We start from the raw sequence: 16,596 nt of genomic DNA on the forward strand, positions 1-16,596 counted from the left end.
GCCGTGGTGTCACTCGGCCCCCTCCAGCGCGGTGCGGGCCCGTGCCGCACCCAGCGGGGAGAAGCCGGGGTTCAGTTCCAGGGCCGAGGCGAGCGAGGCCCGGCCGGCGGCCCGGTGGCCGGTGGCCAGCTCGATCACGCCCCGGTGGTAGCGGAAGGCGGCGTTGCGGTAGCCGGTGGCGCCGGCCCGGCGGGCGTAGGGCAGGGCCTCGGTGTCGTGGCCGTTGACGTGCAGCGCCCAGGCGAGGGCGTCGGCGGTGTGCACGGTGTGCCGGCGGGCCCATTCGGCGCGGGCCGCGCGCAGGGCGGCCCGCTTGTCGCCGTGGTCGGCCGCGGCCAGCGCGGTGTCCAGGTCGGCGTTGACGCCGTTGGCGCGGGCCAGCGCCGTCCAGGCGTCGACCAGCGCGTACTGCCGCCGGGCCCGCGCCCGGTCGCCGGCCGCGCCGCGCGCCTCGTACAGCTCGCCGAGTGCGACCAGCGGGCCGGGCAGCGGGGAGCGGGCGACCACCGTCTCCATGTCCGTGACCGCCCCGGCCCGGTCACCGCTCGCCGCCCGCGCGCGGGCCCGGCCCTCCAGCGCCGGCAGGTAGCCGTCGTCGGCGGCCAGGGCGCGGGCGTAGCAGCTGAGTGCCGCCTTGTAGTCCCCCTGGTTCCAGGCGAGTTGGCCGAGCTGTGTGGCCACGTACGCCGTGTCGCCCGGCGAACCGGCGGCGGACAGCGCCTGCCGGAGGACCCGGCGTGCCGTGGTCACGTCCCCGCGCAGCTCGCGCACGTACGCGTACCGGGTGAACACCGGTACGCCCGGCTTGCGCGCGTCGGCGGTCTTCGCGGCCCCGGCGGCGTCGGTGTACCGGCCGAGCTCGACCAGGGCGTCGATCCGGGAGGACAGCGCGCGTTCGCTGTACGGATTCCGGCGCAGGGCCGCGTCCGCGAAGGCGAGGGCGTCCTCGAAGTCGTGCCGGGCGGCGGCGAGGGCGGCGCGGCCGGCCAGGGCCTGGTCGCCGCCCGGCGCCAGCGACAGGGACCGCCGCAGCGCCTGTTCCGCCCGCGGGTAGCGGGACGGGTCGCCCTTGGTCCGCGCCTGCTCGACGTAGGCCAGACCGAGGGTGGCCCAGCCTCCGGCGTCCCTCGGCTGGGACCGCAGGTGCCTCTGGAGCGCGGTGACGCCCGCGTCCAGATCGCCGCCGCCGAGGACGCCGGGGTCGACGGCACCGGCGGAGACCGGCGCCGCTGCCGGCGCCCGGTCCGCACCGAGCGCGACGGCCCCACCGGTCAGCGCGACCGCCAGCAGGGCGGCGCCGAGCGTGAGCCGGGCCCTGCCTTGCCACAGCCGCCCGGCAGCACCGACCCGCCGGACGGCGGCGCCCCGCTCATCGCCCGTGCCCGGTCCGTGCTCCTGGGCACCCTCCGCCCTCCGCACGTCCCGCTCGTGGTCCCGCTGCACCACCCGCTGCCCGTCCTGCTCGTCGTCCTGCCCGCGCGGGCCCATGCGTTCTCCTCCGTCGGTCGTGTGGGAGGCGCGGCCCGCCGTGGGGGGAGAGGAACACGGGCCGCGCCGGTCTGGGTGAGTGCGGGTCAGTACGGGCGCCGCACGCGCCGGCGCCACCAGGCGAGGGCGCTGCCGGCCAGCAGGATCCCGGCCGCACCGGATGCCGCCGACGCGGCGATCAGCACGGTGTCGCCGGAGCCGCCGGAGGCCCCGGCCGGCTGGAGGGCGTCCCCGAGCCGGCTGCGCACGTCCGTCCCCGCCGTCGTGCCCTTGGCGAGCGGGCCGCGCGAGCCGGACGTGGGCTGGGCGACGTAGGGGAAGGAGTTCTCGAACTCCTTGTCGTTCCTGTCGACCGCGTCGCCCAGGTCGTTCTTGGCGCCGACCAGTTCGCCCTCGACCACCTGGAGGGCCGCGTCGACGACGTCGTCGGTGAGCCGGCGGCCGTTCGGGAAGCCCGCGTTGTCACCGTCCAGCACCCCCAGCCGCTTCGGGTGCGTGCTCGGCTGGACGGAGGTGTTCAGCCGCAGCTCCTCCGCGGGCCGCACGTCCGGCGGCTGGTTGAGGCCCTTGACGCCCTTGAGGAAGACGTCGACCAGGTCGTTGCGCGGCTCGGCGGGTGCCTTGATCTTGTAGATCGACTCGATGAGCTTCGGCAGCTCCGGGTTGGTGACGTTCTTCAGGAACTGCGCGTCGTACGCGGGCTGGGAGGCGTTGAACCTGTCCTTGTCCTTCTGCGGGTTGACGACCTCGTTGACCAGCGGGTTCCCGAGGCGCGAGACCTGGCTGTAGTAGCCCTGCGCGTTGCGGCGCCGGGTGGTGGACCACAGGCCGACGACCGGCTGGCGGGCGGACTCGCGGATCAGCTCGTTCGGCACCTGGAGGGCGAGGGTGTTGACGTTGTAGCCCTTGAGGGTGTCCCGCCCGACCTCGGTGAGGTTCCCGCCGTACAGCAGGTCGAAGACGCGCAGGTCCAGGAAGAACGGGTCGTCGGCCTGCCCGGCGAAGGTCGCCGCGCCGCCCGCCGTCCTGTACACCGCCTGCGCGCGCAGCTTGCCGTAGTCCGGCATGGACGCCTTGCCGACGTTCGACGGCGCCACCGGCACGTCGTCGGCCAGCTTGGTCCTCGACGTCTCGTGCCCGCCCCGGAGCCTGATGAGATCGATGTCGTAGGTCTGGGTGACGTTGAGGTCGGGGTCGTCCAGGCTGGTGACCGGGCCGGTGTTGTACAGGAACGTGTTCCCGTTCTTCGTACGGGTCCTGAAGGTGTAGCGGAAGACCAGGTCGCCCTGCGCGTCACCGTTGTTGTCGATGTGGAGGTCGTACTGGGCGTCGTCGGCGAACGTGTAGAAGTTCGGTCCGCCGGCCGGCTCCTCGAAGGGGATCCAGTTCGCCACGATCGTCGTCGTGTCGGGCTTGTCCGGGCTGACGAACGCGTACAGGTCCGTGTTGTCGTACTGCGGGGTGCCCGAGATCAGCGGGGCCTCCCGGTGGGAGGAGGCGGCGGCCGTCCCGGGTTCCAGCGTCGCGACGCCGGCGGCCGTGAGCCCTCCGGCGGCCAGCGCCCCGCAGATGAGCGTGACCAGGCCCGTGCGTCCGGTGCCGCGCCCGGAGTGTGCCCTGCTGGCGAGGGCGCCCCGGGAGAAGAGAGGTGTCATGCCGTCCGTCCTCAGTGCCGACTTGCCTTTGACGGACGGGTATACGGAGCGGGGACGCGAAGCGGATTGGCCGGACGGGAAAAACTTTTCGCCGCTCCCGGACCCGCGTTTTCGGCCCGCTGATCCGTACCCCCTCGGGGAGGTGTGTCACGGTGCGGATGCGCGGTGCGCGAGGAAGAGCCGGCTGCGGCCACGGAGAGGGGACCCGCACACAGGCGGACGAGCTGCTGGTGCTCGTGGCCGGCGGCGACCACAGGGCGTTCGAGGAGCTGTACGGGCTGGTCTCCGGGCCGGTGTTCGGCCTGGTGCGACGGGTGGTGCGGGACCCCGCACAGTCCGAGGAGGTCGCCCAGGAGGTGCTGCTCGAACTGTGGCGCTCCGCCGCTCGGTTCGACCCCGCGCGGGGCAGCGCCCTGTCCTGGATCCTCACCCTCGCCCACCGCCGCGCCGTCGACCGGGTGCGCAGTGCCCGCGCGGCCGGCGAACGCGAGCAGCGCGAGGCCCTGCGCGCCGGGGAGCCCGCGTTCGACCAGGTCGCCGAGGAGGTCGAGGCCGGCCTGGAACGCGAGTGGGTGCGCCGCTGCCTGAACCGGCTCACGGCCCTGCAGCGCCAGTCGGTGACCCTGGCCTACTACGACGGATACACCTACCGTGAGGTGGCCGAGCGGCTCGCGCTGCCGCTCGGCACGGTCAAGACGCGGATGCGCGACGGACTCACCCGGCTGCGCCAGTGCCTGGGAGGCGCCGCATGAGCATCCTCGGCACGCTGCTGCGCCGCGAGGACCGGCACTCCCTCGCCGCGCCCTACGCGCTCGACGCGCTGGAGCCGGGCGAGCGCCGCCGCTTCGAGAAGCACCTGGCGGGCTGCGACCGGTGCGCCGCCGACGTGCGGGAGCTGGCCGAGGACGCGGTCCGCCTCGCCTGGTCGACGGCGGCCCCGGCGCCCGCCGCCCTGCGCGACCGGGTCCTGGCCGCCGTCCGCACCACCCGGCAGGAGCCGGCGCGCGGCCGCGCGGGCGCCCGGGAGCGGACGCCCCGGCTGCCGCCGCACGTCTGGGGCGCCCAGCCCCCGCCGGGCCGTGCCCGTGCGTCCCGCACGCGCCGCCCCCTCCTCGTCCCGTTCGCCACGGTCACGGCCGCCGCGGCGCTCGTCGTCGCCTCCCTCTTCGCGGTCCAGGCCCATCGCACCGAGGACCGGCTGGCCGCCGAGCGGGTCCGGGCACGTGAGATCGCCCACGTTCTGGCCGCTCCGGACGCCCGCGCGGTGAGCGGCGGGGACGCGCGCGGCCGCGGTATCGGAGTAATCGCTTCCGCCTCCGAGCGGGAAGCCGTCGTCACCCTCAGCGGATACGGCACCCCGTCCGGCGGGCGCGTGCACCAGCTCTGGCTCATGCGTCCCCGGGTGCGACCGCGCTCCCTGGGGCTCCTGGCGGGCGACACGCCCTTGGTCGCCAAGGGTCTCGACGCCGCCTCGACGTCACTCGCCGTGACCGTCGAGCCTGACGGTGGGTCAGCTCAACCCACTGGTCAGCCCATTGTCCAACTCACCCTGAAATCGGTCGGATTCGGAGAGTAGTCAAAGGCGGATGATCAACCACCTTACGGGGAAGGTGAATCCTGTGGCCGAGATACACGCGTGCCTCACCGGGGCGATAGGGTTACCCTGCCCGGGCCGGGTGGACTCGTACGGGTGGGGAGTGACATGGAGCAGATAACAGTGCGCAGCAGGGCCAGGGTCCCTGCGATCACCTGCGGGAGCAGTGCGACCAGTTCGCGGCTCGACCGCCATCTGTCGGTGCTGGCGGGTCCCGCCATACCGCAGCGGGAGACGGTCGAGGCGACCTCGCTGATGCGGGAGCTGACGGCGCGCGACTCCGTGCACCAGCGCAGTGACCGGGGCACGCGGATCGGCCGCGTCTCCCTCTTCGCGCCGCTGCGCCGGCTGCGCCGGTCGCTGTTCGGCGGTCACTGACCGCACCGCAGGGCCCCGACCCGAGCAGGGGTGCCCGCGCTCAGGCCGCCACACCGTCCCGGCGCAGCGCTGCGATCTCGTCGTCCGTCATCCCCACGGCACGCAGCAGCGCTCCGGTGTGCTGTCCGAGAGCGGGCACGTCACCCATCCGTGCCTCGTCCCCGCTCGGCAGCGTGATGGGGGGCAGCAGCGCCTTCAGCGGCCCGGCCGGCGACCCCACCTGACGCCACCGCTCCCGGGCCGCCAGCTGCGGATGCTCCGCCAGTTCGTGCAGATCCCGCAGCCGGGCGCAGGCGATGCCCGCCTTCTCCAGCCGGGCCAGCGCCTCCCCGGCGTCCAGCACCGCCAGCGCCCCCGCCACCAGGGCGTCGGTCTCCTCGCGGTGCGCCACCCGCGCGGCATTGGTCGCGTACGCAGGGTCGGTGGCCAGGTCCGGGCGCCCCAGGACCTGTTCGGCCAGCCGCCGCCACTCCCGGTCGTTCTGCACCGACAGCAGCACTCGTCCGCCGTCCGCCGTCGGATAGGCGTCGTACGGCGCGATCACGGCGTGCGCGAGTCCGGTGCGGGCCGGCGGCTCACCGCCGTGCAGCGCGTGGTGCAGCGGATGGCCCATCCACTCGGCGAGCGCCTCCAGCATGGACACCTCCACCGGCCCGCCCCGCCCGGTCGTCCCGCGCCGCACGAGCGCGGCCAGCACCCCGGAGAAGGCGTACATGGCCGCCGCGATGTCCGCCGCCGGGATGCCCGCCTTCACCGGCTGCCCGGGCGTCCCGGTCACCGACACCAGCCCCGCCTCGCACTGCACGAGCATGTCGTACGCCCGCTTGTCCGTGTACGGTCCCGAGCCGCCGTAGCCCGAGATGTCCACGGCGATCAGCCGCGGGTGCGCGGCGCACAGGGTGGCCGCGTCCAGGCCGAGCCGGGCCGCCGCGCCGTGCGCGAGGTTCTGCACGAACACGTCCGCGTCCGCGACCAGCCGCCGTACGACGTCCAGGCCGCGCGGGTCCTTCAGGTCCAGCGCGATGGACTCCTTGCCGCGGTTGCACCACACGAAGTGCGAGGCGAGGCCGCGGGCGGCGGTGTCGTAGCCGCGCGCGAAGTCGCCGCCGTCGACCCGCTCCACCTTGATGACCCTGGCCCCCAGGTCGGCGAGCTGCCGGGTCGCGAAGGGCGCTGACACGGCCTGTTCGACGGCGACGACGGTGATGCCGTCCAGCGGCAGCGGGAGGTGATCCATGGGGTGGATGATCTCCCCTGACCGGCGGCTCTGTCAGCAGTGCGGACTCACTCGGCCCGCGCGTACCCGCGCACGGTCAGCGGCAGGAACAGCGCGGTCAGGGCGAGGCTCCACGCCAGCGCCCCCGCGACCGGGTGGGCCACCGGCCAGGCGGCGCCCTCCGGGACGGGCGCGTTGCCGAAGAGGTCCCGCAGGGCGGTGGTCACCGCGCTGATCGGGTTCCACTCGGCGAGCACGCGCAGCCAGTGGGGCAGGTCGCCGGTCGGGATGTACGCGTTCGACAGCAGCGGCAGCACGAAGGAGGCGGCGCCGAGCTGCCCGGCGGCCTCCTCGCTGCGGGACAGCAGGCCCAGCAGGATCCCGGCGCAGGTGCAGGCGAACCGGAAGAGCAGCAGCAGGCCCACGGCACCGGCCGCTTCGGCCGCGGACCCCTCGATCCGCCAGCCCACCGCGAGCCCGGTCAGCAGCAGCGGCACCGTCCCGACGGCCGTGACGAGCAGGTCGGCGACGGCTTGCCCGAGCGGTACGGCGGCCCGGCTCACCGGCATCGTGCGGAACCGGTCCGTCACCCCCCGGTGGGTGTCCTGGGCGGCCTGGAACATGCCGGTCATCAGTCCGCCGGCGGCCGTGGCGACGAGCAGCCCGGGCACCAGGAAGGAGCGGTACTCGCGGCCGGGCACCGCCAGGGCGCTGCCGAACACGTAGCCGAAGAACAGCAGCATGTTGACCGGCATCAGCTGGGTCAGGACCGCCAGGCCCGGGTTGTTGCGGACCCGGCGCAGCTGCCGGCCCGCCATCGCCAGTCCGTCGTACGCCAACGCGCTCACGCGGCACGCTCCTCAGGGCCGGCCGACTCACCGGTGAGCCGCAGGAAGACGTCGTCGAGGGTGGGCGGCCGGATGCCGGCGTCCAGCAACGGCACGCCGGCCGCGTCGAGTTCGCGCACCAGGCGGGGCAGGGTCAGCGTCGGATCAGTGGTGACCGCGCCGACCGCACGGCGCTCACGGTCGAACACGGGCTCCCTGCCGGTCAGCCGGTCGAGCACGGCCGCCGCCCGGGTCAGCGCGCCGGCGTCCGCGACCACCGCCTCCACATGGGACCCGATGAGCGCCTTCAGCATGGCGGGCGAGCCGGTGTGGGCGACCCGGCCCCGGTCCACCAGGGCGATGTCGTCGGCGAGCCGGTCGGCCTCCTCCAGGTACTGGGTGGTCAGCAGCACGGTGGTGCCGTCCGCCTTCAGCTCGCGCACCGCCTGCCAGATGCGGGCGCGGCTGGCCGGGTCGAGCCCGGTGGTCGGCTCGTCCAGGAAGAGCACGTCGGGACGGCGCAGCAGGCTCGCGGCGAGGTCCAGCCGGCGCCGCATGCCGCCCGAGTACGCCGCCGCCTTCCGGTCCGCCGCCTCGGTCAGCCCGAAGCGCTCCAGCAGTTCGTCGGCGCGGGCGGCCGGTCCGCGCACCCGGAGCAGCCGGGCGAACAGCCGCAGGTTCTGCCGGCCGGTGAGGTCCCCGTCGACGGAGGCGTACTGCCCGGTGACCGCGATCCGGCGCCGCACGGCCGCCGCCTCCCGCACGAGATCGTGCCCGGCGATCCGCGCCGAGCCCCCGTCCGGGCGCAGCAGCGTGGTCAGCAGCCGGACCGCCGTCGTCTTCCCCGCCCCATTGGGGCCCAGCAGCCCGCAGACCGTGCCCTCGGCCACGGCCAGATCGAGCCCGCGCACGGCACGCACAGCCCCGAAGCGCTTCTCCAGACCTTCACTAAGTACGGCGTACGTAGTTGTCATGCCGACACCGTACCGCACTACGTACGGCGTACGTAACTACGATGGTGACCGAGGTGATGAGCGATGGCAGTCCGAGGGGCCGTCCCCGAAGTGATCTGGGCGCGCCCCGAGCGCACCGGCCGCGGTCCGAAACCGGCGTACACGCGCGACGACATCGCCGCCGCCGCCGTCCGGATCGCCGACGCGCGAGGGCTCGACGCGGTGTCCATGCGGCACGTCGCGGCCGAGCTGGGCTGCGGCACCATGTCGCTGTACAACTACGTCCCCCGCAAGGAGGACCTGTACGAGCTGATGGTGGACGCCGTCGGCGCGGAGCACGAGCTGTGGGAGCCCGGCGGCGACTGGCGCGGCGACATGCGCCGGGTGGCCCGCCAGACCCGTGAGCTGATGCGCCGGCATCCGTGGCTGCCGCGCCTGATGTCCCCCGTCTACGGCTTCAGCCCGCACGCCCTGCGCTACCTGGAGCACTGCCTGGCCTGCCTGGACCCGCTGGAGGCCGCGTACGGCACCAAGATGGAGTTCATCGCGATGCTGAACGGCATGGTCACGGCCTACGTCCGCAACGAACTCGACACCGCCGAGCGGGTGCGGGCCCTGCCGTGGTCGCAGGACGAGGAGAACGCGGTCCGCACCGCGTACCTGGGCCGCCAGATCGCATCCGGCGCCTATCCGCGCATGGCGGCGGCGTTCGCGGAGGACTCGGGGCCGATCGATCTGGAGGCGGTGTTCGAGCGGATGGTGGAGCGGGTCCTCGACGCGTTCGCGCCGCGCTAGCCGGGCGGGCGTGGCGGCTGCGGACCGTGGGTGGCCGGTCGCGCCGTTCCTCGCGCCCCCTGGGGGGCGCGGTAGGGGCGGGGTGGCTCGTCGTCCGCAGGTGCCGGGGGTGCCGTCGCGCTCCCGCCTGCGCGGTGCCGGATCGGGGACGGTCGGTGACGGTGGCTAGAGCAGTGCGAACTGCCCGTCCGGGCCTTCCTCGTGGTGGTCGAGGACCGAGGCGGGGCGGCGGGAGGACTCCGGCACCGGCAGTACGCCCGCCTCGCGCAGCTCGGCCGCCGTGACCGGTGACGTCACCTTCATCTCGTCCCGCGTCGAGCGCAGTTCCGCCAGCAGGGCGAGGACCGTGATCAGCTCCAGCAGCTCCGACGTCCAGGCCTGCGGCCAGACCGCGGGACGGATCGCGGCGAGCGTGCCCGGCTCCCCGGGCGCGGTGCGCGCCGCGAACCAGTTCTCCAGCACCCGCACCCCGGCCACCTCGTAGTCCCAGGCCTCGGGCGGGACGGGCGAGATACGGCCGTCGTCCAGGTGCAGGGTCTCCTCGTCGCGGTCGTAGTGCACGGTGAGCGGACGGCCCGGCAGGGGCGCGCGGACGTACGGGCGCCGCCCGCCCGGCAGCCTGGGGCGCTCGCCGTCCCGGCGCATCAGCCACAGTGCCCGGCGGCCGCTCTCCACGCCGGACGCCCACAGGCCGGGGTCGTCGGTGAGCGGGACGGCGAGGCCGGGGCCGGCCGCCATCAGGATCCAGGCCAGCACGTCCGGTGCCGAGGGCCGCGTGCCCAGCCGGGCCGCCAGGTGGTCCAGCAGGCCGGGGGCGAGGTTCGGTTCCGTGCCGCCGGGGCGGCGGTAGAGCGGGCGGACGCGGCCCGGGCGCAGGGTGGGCAGCAGCGCGGTCGCCAGCAGCGGGACGCCGGCGTCGCCCGTCTCGACCGTGAACACCTGGTGCGCGTCCGCCACCCGCCACAGCTCCGGGCGGGCCGTGTCGATCAGCCGGTGGTCCGGGATCAGCCACTGCTCGTCGAAGGGAGCGGCCAGCACCCGCACCGGTTCCGGGCAGGGCCCCGCGGCGCGCGCGAGCCGCTCGGTGCCGGCGGGGGAACCGGGCAGCTGGCCCACCGCCGACTGGAGCGTGCGGGCGCGGGTGGGCTCGAACAGCGCCTCCCGGTCCGCGCCTCCCGCCTTCAGCAACGCGTCCCAGCGGGCCCTGAGCGAGGCCGGGTCCGGTGCCGTCGGCCAGGAGCGGCCCGGCCGCAACGGTGCGACGGACCACGGCATGAGGTCCGCCAGCAGCGGAGCGTCGTCGTGCGTCACGCACGGCATGCTACGACAGCGGGTGGCGCCCCGGAGGGGCACGAGGAACGGCGCGACCCACCGCGAGGGGCCCCGCGGACGACGGACGGCCCCGCCCGGCCGAGCCGGCGGAGCGCCTACGCGTCGAGCGTGACGGTGAACGAGAAGCGGTCGCCCCGGTAGTGGATGACCGCCACGTCCAGCACCCGCCCCTCGCTGTCGTAGGTCACCCCGGTGTAGTGCAGGATCGGGCTGAGCAGCGGCACTTCGAGCAGCCGGGCCGTCTCCGGGTCGGCGAGCCGGGCCTCCACGGTGTCCGTGATCCGGCTGATGTCCGCTTTCACCACGTCCCGCAGCACCTTGGTCATCGGCCAGCGGACCAGGTCGTCCGGGTCGATGCCCTCGGCCAGTTCGGGGCGGATGTGGTTGACGGCGTGGTTGGTCGGCTCACCGGTCTTCTCGTCGCTGCGCAGCCGGTGGTACGCGGCCACCTCCGCGAGATCCGGGAAGTGCTCGGCGAGCCCGGCGGGCACCGGCACGCTGCCGTGGCCGAGCAGTTCCGTCGTCATCCCGGACTGCTGGGCCACGATCGCGTCCACCGAGCCCAGCAGCCGGACCGGGGCCCCGCGCCGCGCCGCGGGCTCGATGAACGTGCCGCGCCGCCGGTGCCGGCTGATCAGACCCTCGTCCTCCAGTTCCTTCAGTGCCTGCCGCATGGTCAGCACGCTCACCCCGTAGTGCTCCGCCAGCCGCTCCTCGGTGGGCAGGCGCAGCGGGGCCTCGGGGGAGCGGCCCAGTATCGAGGCGCGCAGCGACTGCGACACCTGGTACCACAGCGGCAGCTTGCGGTTCAGGACGATCGAATCCGGGGCGAAGGAGGTCACGCGGCTATCCGTACCTGGCGGAGAACGTTCGGCGCAACGGCGGCGGTCACCCCCGGAAGTGCCGCTCCAGTCCCCGCCACACGTCGTCGTAGTGCTGCTGGAGGTGGTCGGCGCCCGCCGCCTGCGGGGTGAGGGTCACCGGCCAGCGGGTCTCGAACATGAACGCCAGTCCGTCGTCGATCTTCTGCGGCCCCAGTTCGGCCGCGCTCGCCCGGTCGAACGTCTCCCGGTCCGGCCCGTGCGCCGACATCATGTTGTGCAGCGAGCCGCCGCCGGGCACGAAGCCCTCCGCCTTGGCGTCGTAGGCGCCCTCGATCAGGCCCATGTACTCGCTCATCACGTTCCGGTGGAAGTACGGCGGCCGGAAGGTGTCCTCGCCCACCAGCCAGCGCGGCGCGAAGACCACGAAGTCCACGCCGGCCAGGCCCGGGGTGTCCGACGGCGAGGTCAGCACCGTGAAGACGGACGGGTCCGGGTGGTCGTAGGAGATGGTGCCGATCACATTGAAGCGGCGCAGGTCGTAGACGTACGGCACATGGTTGCCGTGCCAGGCGACCACGTCCAGGGGGCTGTGGTCGTAGGTCGCCGTCCAGAGGTTGCCGCAGAACTTGTTCACCACCTCCACCGGCCCCTCGACGTCCTCGTACGCCGCCACCGGAGCCCGGAAGTCGCGGGGATTGGCGAGCCCGTTGGCGCCGATCGGGCCCAGGTCGGGCAGCCGGAAGGGCGCCCCATAGTTCTCGCACACATAGCCCCGGGCCGACTCGTCGAGCAGCTCCACACGGAAGCGCACTCCGCGGGGGATCAGCGCCACATGGCCCGGCTCCGCGTGGAGGCGGCCGAACTCGGTGTGCAGCAGCAGTCCGCCGCGCTCGGGCACGACCAGCAGCTCGCCGTCGGCGTCGGAGAAGACCCGTTCCATCGAGGCGTTGGCGTGGTACAGGTGCACGGCCATGCCGGTGCGCTGGGTCGCGTCGCCGTTGCCGCCCAGCGTCCACAGGCCGGCCAGGAAGTCGGTGCCGGCCGGGGGCTCCGGCAGCGGGTTCCAGCGCAGCCGGTTGGGGTCGGGGACCGCCTCGGTGAAGGGCGCCGTGCGGATCGCGCCGTTGCCGGCGCGGGTGAACGCCGGATGGGCGGCCGAGGGGCGGACGCGGTAGAGCCAGGAGCGCCGGTTGTGCGCCCGCGGCTCGGTGAACGCCGTACCGCTCAGCTGCTCGGCGTACAGGCCCAGCGGCGCGCGCTGCGGCGAGTTGCGGCCCTCGGGCAGGGCGCCCGGCACCGCCTCCGAGGCGTGTTCGTTGCCGAACCCGGTCAGATACGCCAGCCCCTCGGCGGTCTTGCGTCCTCCCCCGCGCTCGAACACGCTCGCGCGGGAGGTGCCCCCATCGCTCATGATCGCTCCTTGTGCTCCCGATTCCTATGCATCACCGTAGGAATGAGCGGGGGTCCGCGCAAGAGGGTCGCCGTCCTCCCTGCGGGGTAGGGCTGGAACCAGACTTCAGGGGGATCCGGAGCGCCGCCGCGCTGTTCTACGCTCCCGGTCATGTCGTGGACGAAGTGGACGCGTGGGGCCCTCGCCGCGCTCGCGGTGGGCGTCCTGCTGCCGCTCGGAGCGGCGGCCTGCACCAGCGGTGAGGCGCGCGGCGGGGCGACCGTCCCGCCGTCACCCGTGGGGAAGGTGCTGGACGGCACCGACGAGACCGGCCGGAACCTGCGCGAGGTGGCCCCGCTGAACGCCCCCGAGGTCGCCTTCGAGGTCACCCCGGACTCGGCCGGCGGCTGGGACGTACGGCTGACCCTCCGTCACTTCCGGCTCTCCCCGCCCGGTACCCGGCCCGCGGCGGCCATCGGCCGGGGGCTGGCTCACCTGTTCGTCGACGGCCGCCGGGTCGCACGGCTGCGCGCCCCCACGTACCACCTGGCCGCCGGCCGCGTCCCGCACGGCACCCACCAGATCACCGTCCGCCTGTACGCCGACGACGGCACGGTGTGGGCCGTCCGCGGCAAGCCGGTCCAGAGCACGGCCGACATCACGGTGTCCGGCGCGGAGACGGGCCGGGGCTGAGCGCCGGCCGGCGCCGCCCTCACCGACGGACGGCGGTCAGGGCGGCTCGCGCCCCCGGCGGGCGGCGGTGACGGGAACCGTGCGCCACCGGTGGACGGTGGTGACGGCAGCCTGCGCCCCGGCGGGCGGCGGTCGCGGAACCGTGCGCCACCGGCGGGCGGCGGTGACGGCGGCCTGCGCCCCGGCGGGCGGCGGTCGCGGAACCGTGCGCCACCGGCGGGCGGCGGTGACGGCGGCCTGCGCCATCGGCGGACGGCGGTCACGCAACCCTGCGCCCCCGGCGGACCTCGGTCGCCGGCCCCTCGCCCCCCTCGGCGGAGGAGGAGCACCGGCATCCCGCCTCCGCCGGCGAATGAGTGCAAGGGCCACCTGTCTCCGTACTGTGGGGGGAGGTTCACCGGATCCCGGCGGAAAGGCATCATGAAGCCCGTGCCCCACGCGACATCGCTCCGCCGCGCGCCCGTCCAGCGGCGCAGCGCCGAACGGCTGACCAGGATCCTGGACGCCTGCGCCGAACTCCTCGACGAGGTCGGCTACGACGCCCTGAGCACACGCGCGGTCGCCCAGCGCGCCGGCGTGCCCATCGGCTCGGTCTACCGCTTCTTCGGCAACAAGCGGCAGATGGCCGACGCCCTCGCCCAGCGCAACCTGGAACGGTACGTCGAGCGGGTCACCGGGCGGCTGAAGAAGGCCGGCGAGGGGGACTGGCGGGCCGCCATGGACGCCGTCCTGGACGAGTACCTGGGCATGAAGCGCACGGCGCCCGGTTTCTCCCTGGTGGACTTCGGCAACCAGATACCGGTCGGCACCCGTCACACCGAGCCCAACACCCGGGTCGCCGACCGGCTCACCGACCTGCTCGCCGGCTACGTCGGCCGCACCCCGGACGCGGACCTGCGGCGGGTGTTCCTGGTCGCCGTGGAGAGCGCCGACACCCTGGTCCAGCTGGCCTTCCGGGTCGATCCGCAGGGCGACGAGGCGATCATCACGGAGACCCGGCAACTGCTCCGGTCGTACCTGGGACGCGTGCTGGACTGAGCCGGGGCCGGCCGGAGCGTCCCGCACGGCCGGTGCCGGGCCGGAACGACCGCCGGGGCAGGCGGGGCCGCGCAGGGCCTCCCCTCCGTGCATACCGGTCGGTATGCTCGGCGCAGCCGGTCCGCCCGCACGTGCGTGGGCGACCCCGTCGCCGACCCCTCCGGGAGGACCCGTGTCCCGCACCGCCCTGCGAATCTGCCCCCTGTGCGAGGCCACCTGCGGGCTGACCCTCACCGTCGAGGGCGCCCGCGTCACCGGCGCCCGCGGTGACCGGGACGACGTGTTCAGCAAGGGGTTCATCTGCCCCAAGGGCGCCGCCTTCGGCGCCGTCGACGGTGACCCCGACCGGCTGCGCACCCCGCTCGTCCGGGAGAACGGCAGCCTGCGCGAGGCCACCTGGGAGGAGGCCTTCGACGCGGTCGCCGCGGGCCTGCGCCCGGTGGCGGAGCGGTACGGCCCGGACGCCGTGGGCGTGGTCCTCGGCAACCCCAACGTGCACACCGTGGCCGGCGGCCTCTACCCGCAGGTCCTGCTCGGCGCCCTGCGCACCCGCAGCCTGTTCACCGCCTCCACGGTCGACCAGATGCCCAAGCACGTCTCCAGCGGGCTGCTGTTCGGCGACGCGGGCGCCATCCCGGTGCCGGACCTCGACCACACCGACCACCTGCTGCTCATCGGGGCCAACCCCCTGGAGTCCAACGGCAGTCTGTGCACCGCGCCCGACTTCCCCGGCAGGCTCAAGGCGCTCAAGGCGCGCGGCGGCCGGCTGACCGTCGTGGACCCGCGCCGCACCCGCACCGCGAAGCTCGCCGACCGCCACCTGGCGATACGCCCCGGCACCGACGCCCTGCTGCTCGCCGCGATGGCCCACACCCTCTTCGCGGAGGACCTCGTCGACCTGCGGCACCTGGCCCCGCACGTCCAGGGGCTGGACGAACTGCGCGACGCGCTCGGCGACTTCACCCCCGAGGCCGCGGCCCCCGCCTGCGACCTGGACGCCGGCGTCATCCGCGCCCTCGCCCGCGACCTGGCCGCCGCCCCGGCCGCCGCCGTCTACGCCCGCATCGGCAGCTGCACCGTCCCGCACGGCACCCTGGCCAGCTGGCTGGTCGACGTCCTCAACGTCCTCACCGGCAACCTGGACCGGCCCGGCGGCGCGCTCTTCCCGCAGGCCGCCACCGACAGGACGCCCCGCCCGGCGGGCCCTGGCCGCGGCTTCGCGCTCGGCCGCTGGCACTCCCGGGTGAGCGGACACCCGGAGGCGAAGGGGGAGTTGCCGCTCGCCGCGCTCGCCGAGGAGATCGACACCGCGACCGACCAGGGGACGCCCGTGCGCGCGCTGATCGCCGTCGCCGCCAACCCCGTGCTCTCCGCGCCCGACGGCGACCGGCTCGACAAGGCCCTGGACTCCCTGGACTTCATGGTCAGCGTCGACCCGTACCTCAACGAGACCTCGCGCCATGCCCACGTCGTGCTGCCCCCGCCCCCGCCCTCCCAGAGCCCGCACCACGACTTCGCCTTCAACACCCTGGCCGTGCGCAACCAGGTCCGCTACACCCGCCCCGCCGTCCCGCTGGAGCCCGGCCGGATGGCGGAGACCGAGATCCTCGCCCGGCTGGTCCTGGCGGCCGGCGGGATGCACGGCGCCGACCCCGCCGCCGTCGACGCGATGGTGATCGACCAGACCCTCGGCAAGGCCGTCCAGGACGCGCACGGGCCGGTGCACGGGCGCGATCCGCACGAGCTCGCCGCCCTGCTGACCGGTGACAACGGCCCCGAGCGGCGGCTCGACCTGATGCTGCGCCTCGGCCCGTACGGCGACGGCTTCGGCGCCCGCCCCGACGGGCTGACCCTGGAGAGGCTGCTCGCCCACCCGCACGGCATCGACCTCGGCCCGCTGCGCCCGCGCCTGCCGCAGCCGCTGAGGACCCGCAGCGGCAAGGTCGAACTGCTGCCCGGGCCCATCGCCGGCGACCTGCCCCGGCTCCGCGCGGCCCTGCGCGAGCGGCCCGCGGGCCTCGTCCTCGTCGGCCGCCGCCATCTGCGCTCCAACAACAGCTGGATGCACAACGTGCCCGCGCTCACCGGCGGCAGCAACCGCTGCACCGTGCACGTCCACCCCGAGGACGCGGCCCGCCTCGGCGTCCGGGACGGCGCGGACGTCCGCGTCAAGGGCGCCGGGGGAGAGGTGGTGGCCCCCGCCGAGGTCACCGACGGCGTCCGGCCCGGTGTGGTGAGCCTGCCGCACGGCTGGGGCCACGACCGGCCCGGCACCCGGCTGGGCCACGCCTCCACCGACCCCGGCGTCAACGTCAACCAACTGCTCGACGGCAGCGTGCTCGACCCGCTGTCGGGCAACGTGGTCCTCAACGGCGTACCCGTCGAACTCGTCGCACTGCCGTGACCTGGACTT

Annotated in this window: 15 protein-coding genes; 7 read left to right on the top strand and 8 right to left on the bottom strand. The window is 74.7% G+C overall.

Annotated elements, in window-relative coordinates:
- Positions 1–9: 9 nt before the first annotated feature.
- Positions 10–1,488: a tetratricopeptide repeat protein gene (locus ACZ5DC_RS17635; protein WP_468653661.1), complete on the bottom strand. Its 1,479-nt coding sequence runs from the start codon at positions 1,486–1,488 to the stop codon at positions 10–12.
- An 86-nt stretch (positions 1,489–1,574) separates the two neighbouring features.
- Positions 1,575–3,143, bottom strand: a complete 1,569-nt coding sequence (locus tag ACZ5DC_RS17640; RefSeq protein WP_468653663.1) for a DUF4331 domain-containing protein — start codon at positions 3,141–3,143, stop codon at positions 1,575–1,577.
- 158 nt (positions 3,144–3,301) lie between these two features.
- On the opposite strand from ACZ5DC_RS17640, the gene ACZ5DC_RS17645 reads away from it, so the two are divergent.
- The 3 genes from ACZ5DC_RS17645 to ACZ5DC_RS17655 all read left to right on the top strand — a co-directional run bounded on the left by ACZ5DC_RS17645 (position 3,302) and on the right by ACZ5DC_RS17655 (position 5,115).
- Complete coding sequence (locus ACZ5DC_RS17645; protein ID WP_468653665.1) at positions 3,302–3,895, top strand: sigma-70 family RNA polymerase sigma factor; 594 nt, start codon at positions 3,302–3,304, stop codon at positions 3,893–3,895.
- A complete protein-coding gene (locus ACZ5DC_RS17650) occupies positions 3,892–4,719 on the top strand; it encodes an anti-sigma factor (RefSeq protein ID WP_468653667.1) in 828 nt (275 codons plus the stop codon). Before ACZ5DC_RS17645 ends, ACZ5DC_RS17650 begins: the two co-directional genes overlap by 4 nt.
- 126 nt (positions 4,720–4,845) lie before the next feature.
- Complete coding sequence (locus ACZ5DC_RS17655) at positions 4,846–5,115, top strand: hypothetical protein (RefSeq protein ID WP_030650094.1); 270 nt, start codon at positions 4,846–4,848, stop codon at positions 5,113–5,115.
- Positions 5,116–5,155: 40 nt separating this feature from the next.
- Here ACZ5DC_RS17655 and ACZ5DC_RS17660 read toward each other — a convergent pair whose 3' ends face one another.
- The 3 genes from ACZ5DC_RS17660 to ACZ5DC_RS17670 are packed head-to-tail and all read right to left on the bottom strand — an operon-like array spanning position 5,156 to position 8,132.
- Positions 5,156–6,352 (bottom strand): CaiB/BaiF CoA transferase family protein, encoded by a 1,197-nt coding sequence (locus tag ACZ5DC_RS17660; protein ID WP_468653669.1) that lies wholly within the window; start codon positions 6,350–6,352, stop codon positions 5,156–5,158.
- Between the two features lie 47 nt (positions 6,353–6,399).
- The gene (locus ACZ5DC_RS17665) at positions 6,400–7,179 is read right to left on the bottom strand and encodes an ABC transporter permease (protein ID WP_468653671.1); all 780 of its coding nucleotides are present in this window, start codon (positions 7,177–7,179) and stop codon (positions 6,400–6,402) included.
- Complete coding sequence (locus ACZ5DC_RS17670; RefSeq protein ID WP_468653673.1) at positions 7,176–8,132, bottom strand: ATP-binding cassette domain-containing protein; 957 nt, start codon at positions 8,130–8,132, stop codon at positions 7,176–7,178. Before ACZ5DC_RS17670 ends, ACZ5DC_RS17665 begins: the two co-directional genes overlap by 4 nt.
- A 63-nt stretch (positions 8,133–8,195) precedes the next feature.
- Here ACZ5DC_RS17670 and ACZ5DC_RS17675 point away from each other — a divergent pair, with 63 nt between their 5' ends.
- Positions 8,196–8,906, top strand: a complete 711-nt coding sequence (locus ACZ5DC_RS17675; protein ID WP_468653675.1) for a TetR/AcrR family transcriptional regulator — start codon at positions 8,196–8,198, stop codon at positions 8,904–8,906.
- 165 nt (positions 8,907–9,071) lie between these two features.
- Here the strand turns inward: ACZ5DC_RS17675 and ACZ5DC_RS17680 are convergent, their stop codons facing one another.
- From ACZ5DC_RS17680 to hmgA, 3 genes are all read right to left on the bottom strand, one after another.
- A complete protein-coding gene (locus tag ACZ5DC_RS17680) occupies positions 9,072–10,226 on the bottom strand; it encodes a type ISP restriction/modification enzyme (protein ID WP_468653677.1) in 1,155 nt (384 codons plus the stop codon).
- A gap of 107 nt (positions 10,227–10,333) precedes the next feature.
- Complete coding sequence (locus ACZ5DC_RS17685; RefSeq protein ID WP_468653679.1) at positions 10,334–11,080, bottom strand: GntR family transcriptional regulator; 747 nt, start codon at positions 11,078–11,080, stop codon at positions 10,334–10,336.
- 46 nt (positions 11,081–11,126) lie between these two features.
- Positions 11,127–12,473, bottom strand: coding sequence for a homogentisate 1,2-dioxygenase (gene hmgA / locus ACZ5DC_RS17690; RefSeq protein ID WP_468653681.1), 1,347 nt, complete (start codon positions 12,471–12,473; stop codon positions 11,127–11,129).
- Between the two features lie 150 nt (positions 12,474–12,623).
- Here hmgA and ACZ5DC_RS17695 point away from each other — a divergent pair, with 150 nt between their 5' ends.
- The 3 genes from ACZ5DC_RS17695 to ACZ5DC_RS17705 all read left to right on the top strand — a co-directional run bounded on the left by ACZ5DC_RS17695 (position 12,624) and on the right by ACZ5DC_RS17705 (position 16,587).
- Entirely contained in the window at positions 12,624–13,145 is a 522-nt protein-coding gene (locus tag ACZ5DC_RS17695; RefSeq protein WP_468653683.1) for a hypothetical protein, read from the top strand.
- A 420-nt stretch (positions 13,146–13,565) separates the two neighbouring features.
- Positions 13,566–14,183 carry a TetR/AcrR family transcriptional regulator gene (locus ACZ5DC_RS17700; protein ID WP_468653685.1) on the top strand — a complete coding sequence of 206 codons (618 nt, stop codon included), beginning with the start codon at positions 13,566–13,568 and terminating at the stop codon, positions 14,181–14,183.
- A 172-nt stretch (positions 14,184–14,355) separates the two neighbouring features.
- Entirely contained in the window at positions 14,356–16,587 is a 2,232-nt protein-coding gene (locus tag ACZ5DC_RS17705) for a molybdopterin-dependent oxidoreductase (protein ID WP_468653687.1), read from the top strand.
- The last annotated feature ends 9 nt before the right edge of the window (positions 16,588–16,596 follow it).

The organism is Streptomyces sp. NPDC031445, assembly GCF_055581365.1.

Excerpts from the sequence above, each read along its gene's own strand:
- ACZ5DC_RS17635 (WP_468653661.1), bottom strand. The coding sequence starts at position 1,488 with ATGGGCCCGCGCGGGCAGGACGACGAGCAGGACGGGCAGCGGGTGGTG.
- ACZ5DC_RS17640 (WP_468653663.1), bottom strand. The coding sequence starts at position 3,143 with ATGACACCTCTCTTCTCCCGGGGCGCCCTCGCCAGCAGGGCACACTCC.
- ACZ5DC_RS17645 (WP_468653665.1), top strand. The coding sequence starts at position 3,302 with ATGCGCGGTGCGCGAGGAAGAGCCGGCTGCGGCCACGGAGAGGGGACC.
- ACZ5DC_RS17650 (WP_468653667.1), top strand. The coding sequence starts at position 3,892 with ATGAGCATCCTCGGCACGCTGCTGCGCCGCGAGGACCGGCACTCCCTC.
- ACZ5DC_RS17655 (WP_030650094.1), top strand. The coding sequence starts at position 4,846 with ATGGAGCAGATAACAGTGCGCAGCAGGGCCAGGGTCCCTGCGATCACC.
- ACZ5DC_RS17660 (WP_468653669.1), bottom strand. The coding sequence starts at position 6,352 with ATGGATCACCTCCCGCTGCCGCTGGACGGCATCACCGTCGTCGCCGTC.
- ACZ5DC_RS17670 (WP_468653673.1), bottom strand. The coding sequence starts at position 8,132 with ATGACAACTACGTACGCCGTACTTAGTGAAGGTCTGGAGAAGCGCTTC.
- ACZ5DC_RS17675 (WP_468653675.1), top strand. The coding sequence starts at position 8,196 with ATGGCAGTCCGAGGGGCCGTCCCCGAAGTGATCTGGGCGCGCCCCGAG.
- ACZ5DC_RS17680 (WP_468653677.1), bottom strand. The coding sequence starts at position 10,226 with ATGCCGTGCGTGACGCACGACGACGCTCCGCTGCTGGCGGACCTCATG.
- hmgA (WP_468653681.1), bottom strand. The coding sequence starts at position 12,473 with ATGAGCGATGGGGGCACCTCCCGCGCGAGCGTGTTCGAGCGCGGGGGA.
- ACZ5DC_RS17695 (WP_468653683.1), top strand. The coding sequence starts at position 12,624 with ATGTCGTGGACGAAGTGGACGCGTGGGGCCCTCGCCGCGCTCGCGGTG.
- ACZ5DC_RS17700 (WP_468653685.1), top strand. The coding sequence starts at position 13,566 with ATGAAGCCCGTGCCCCACGCGACATCGCTCCGCCGCGCGCCCGTCCAG.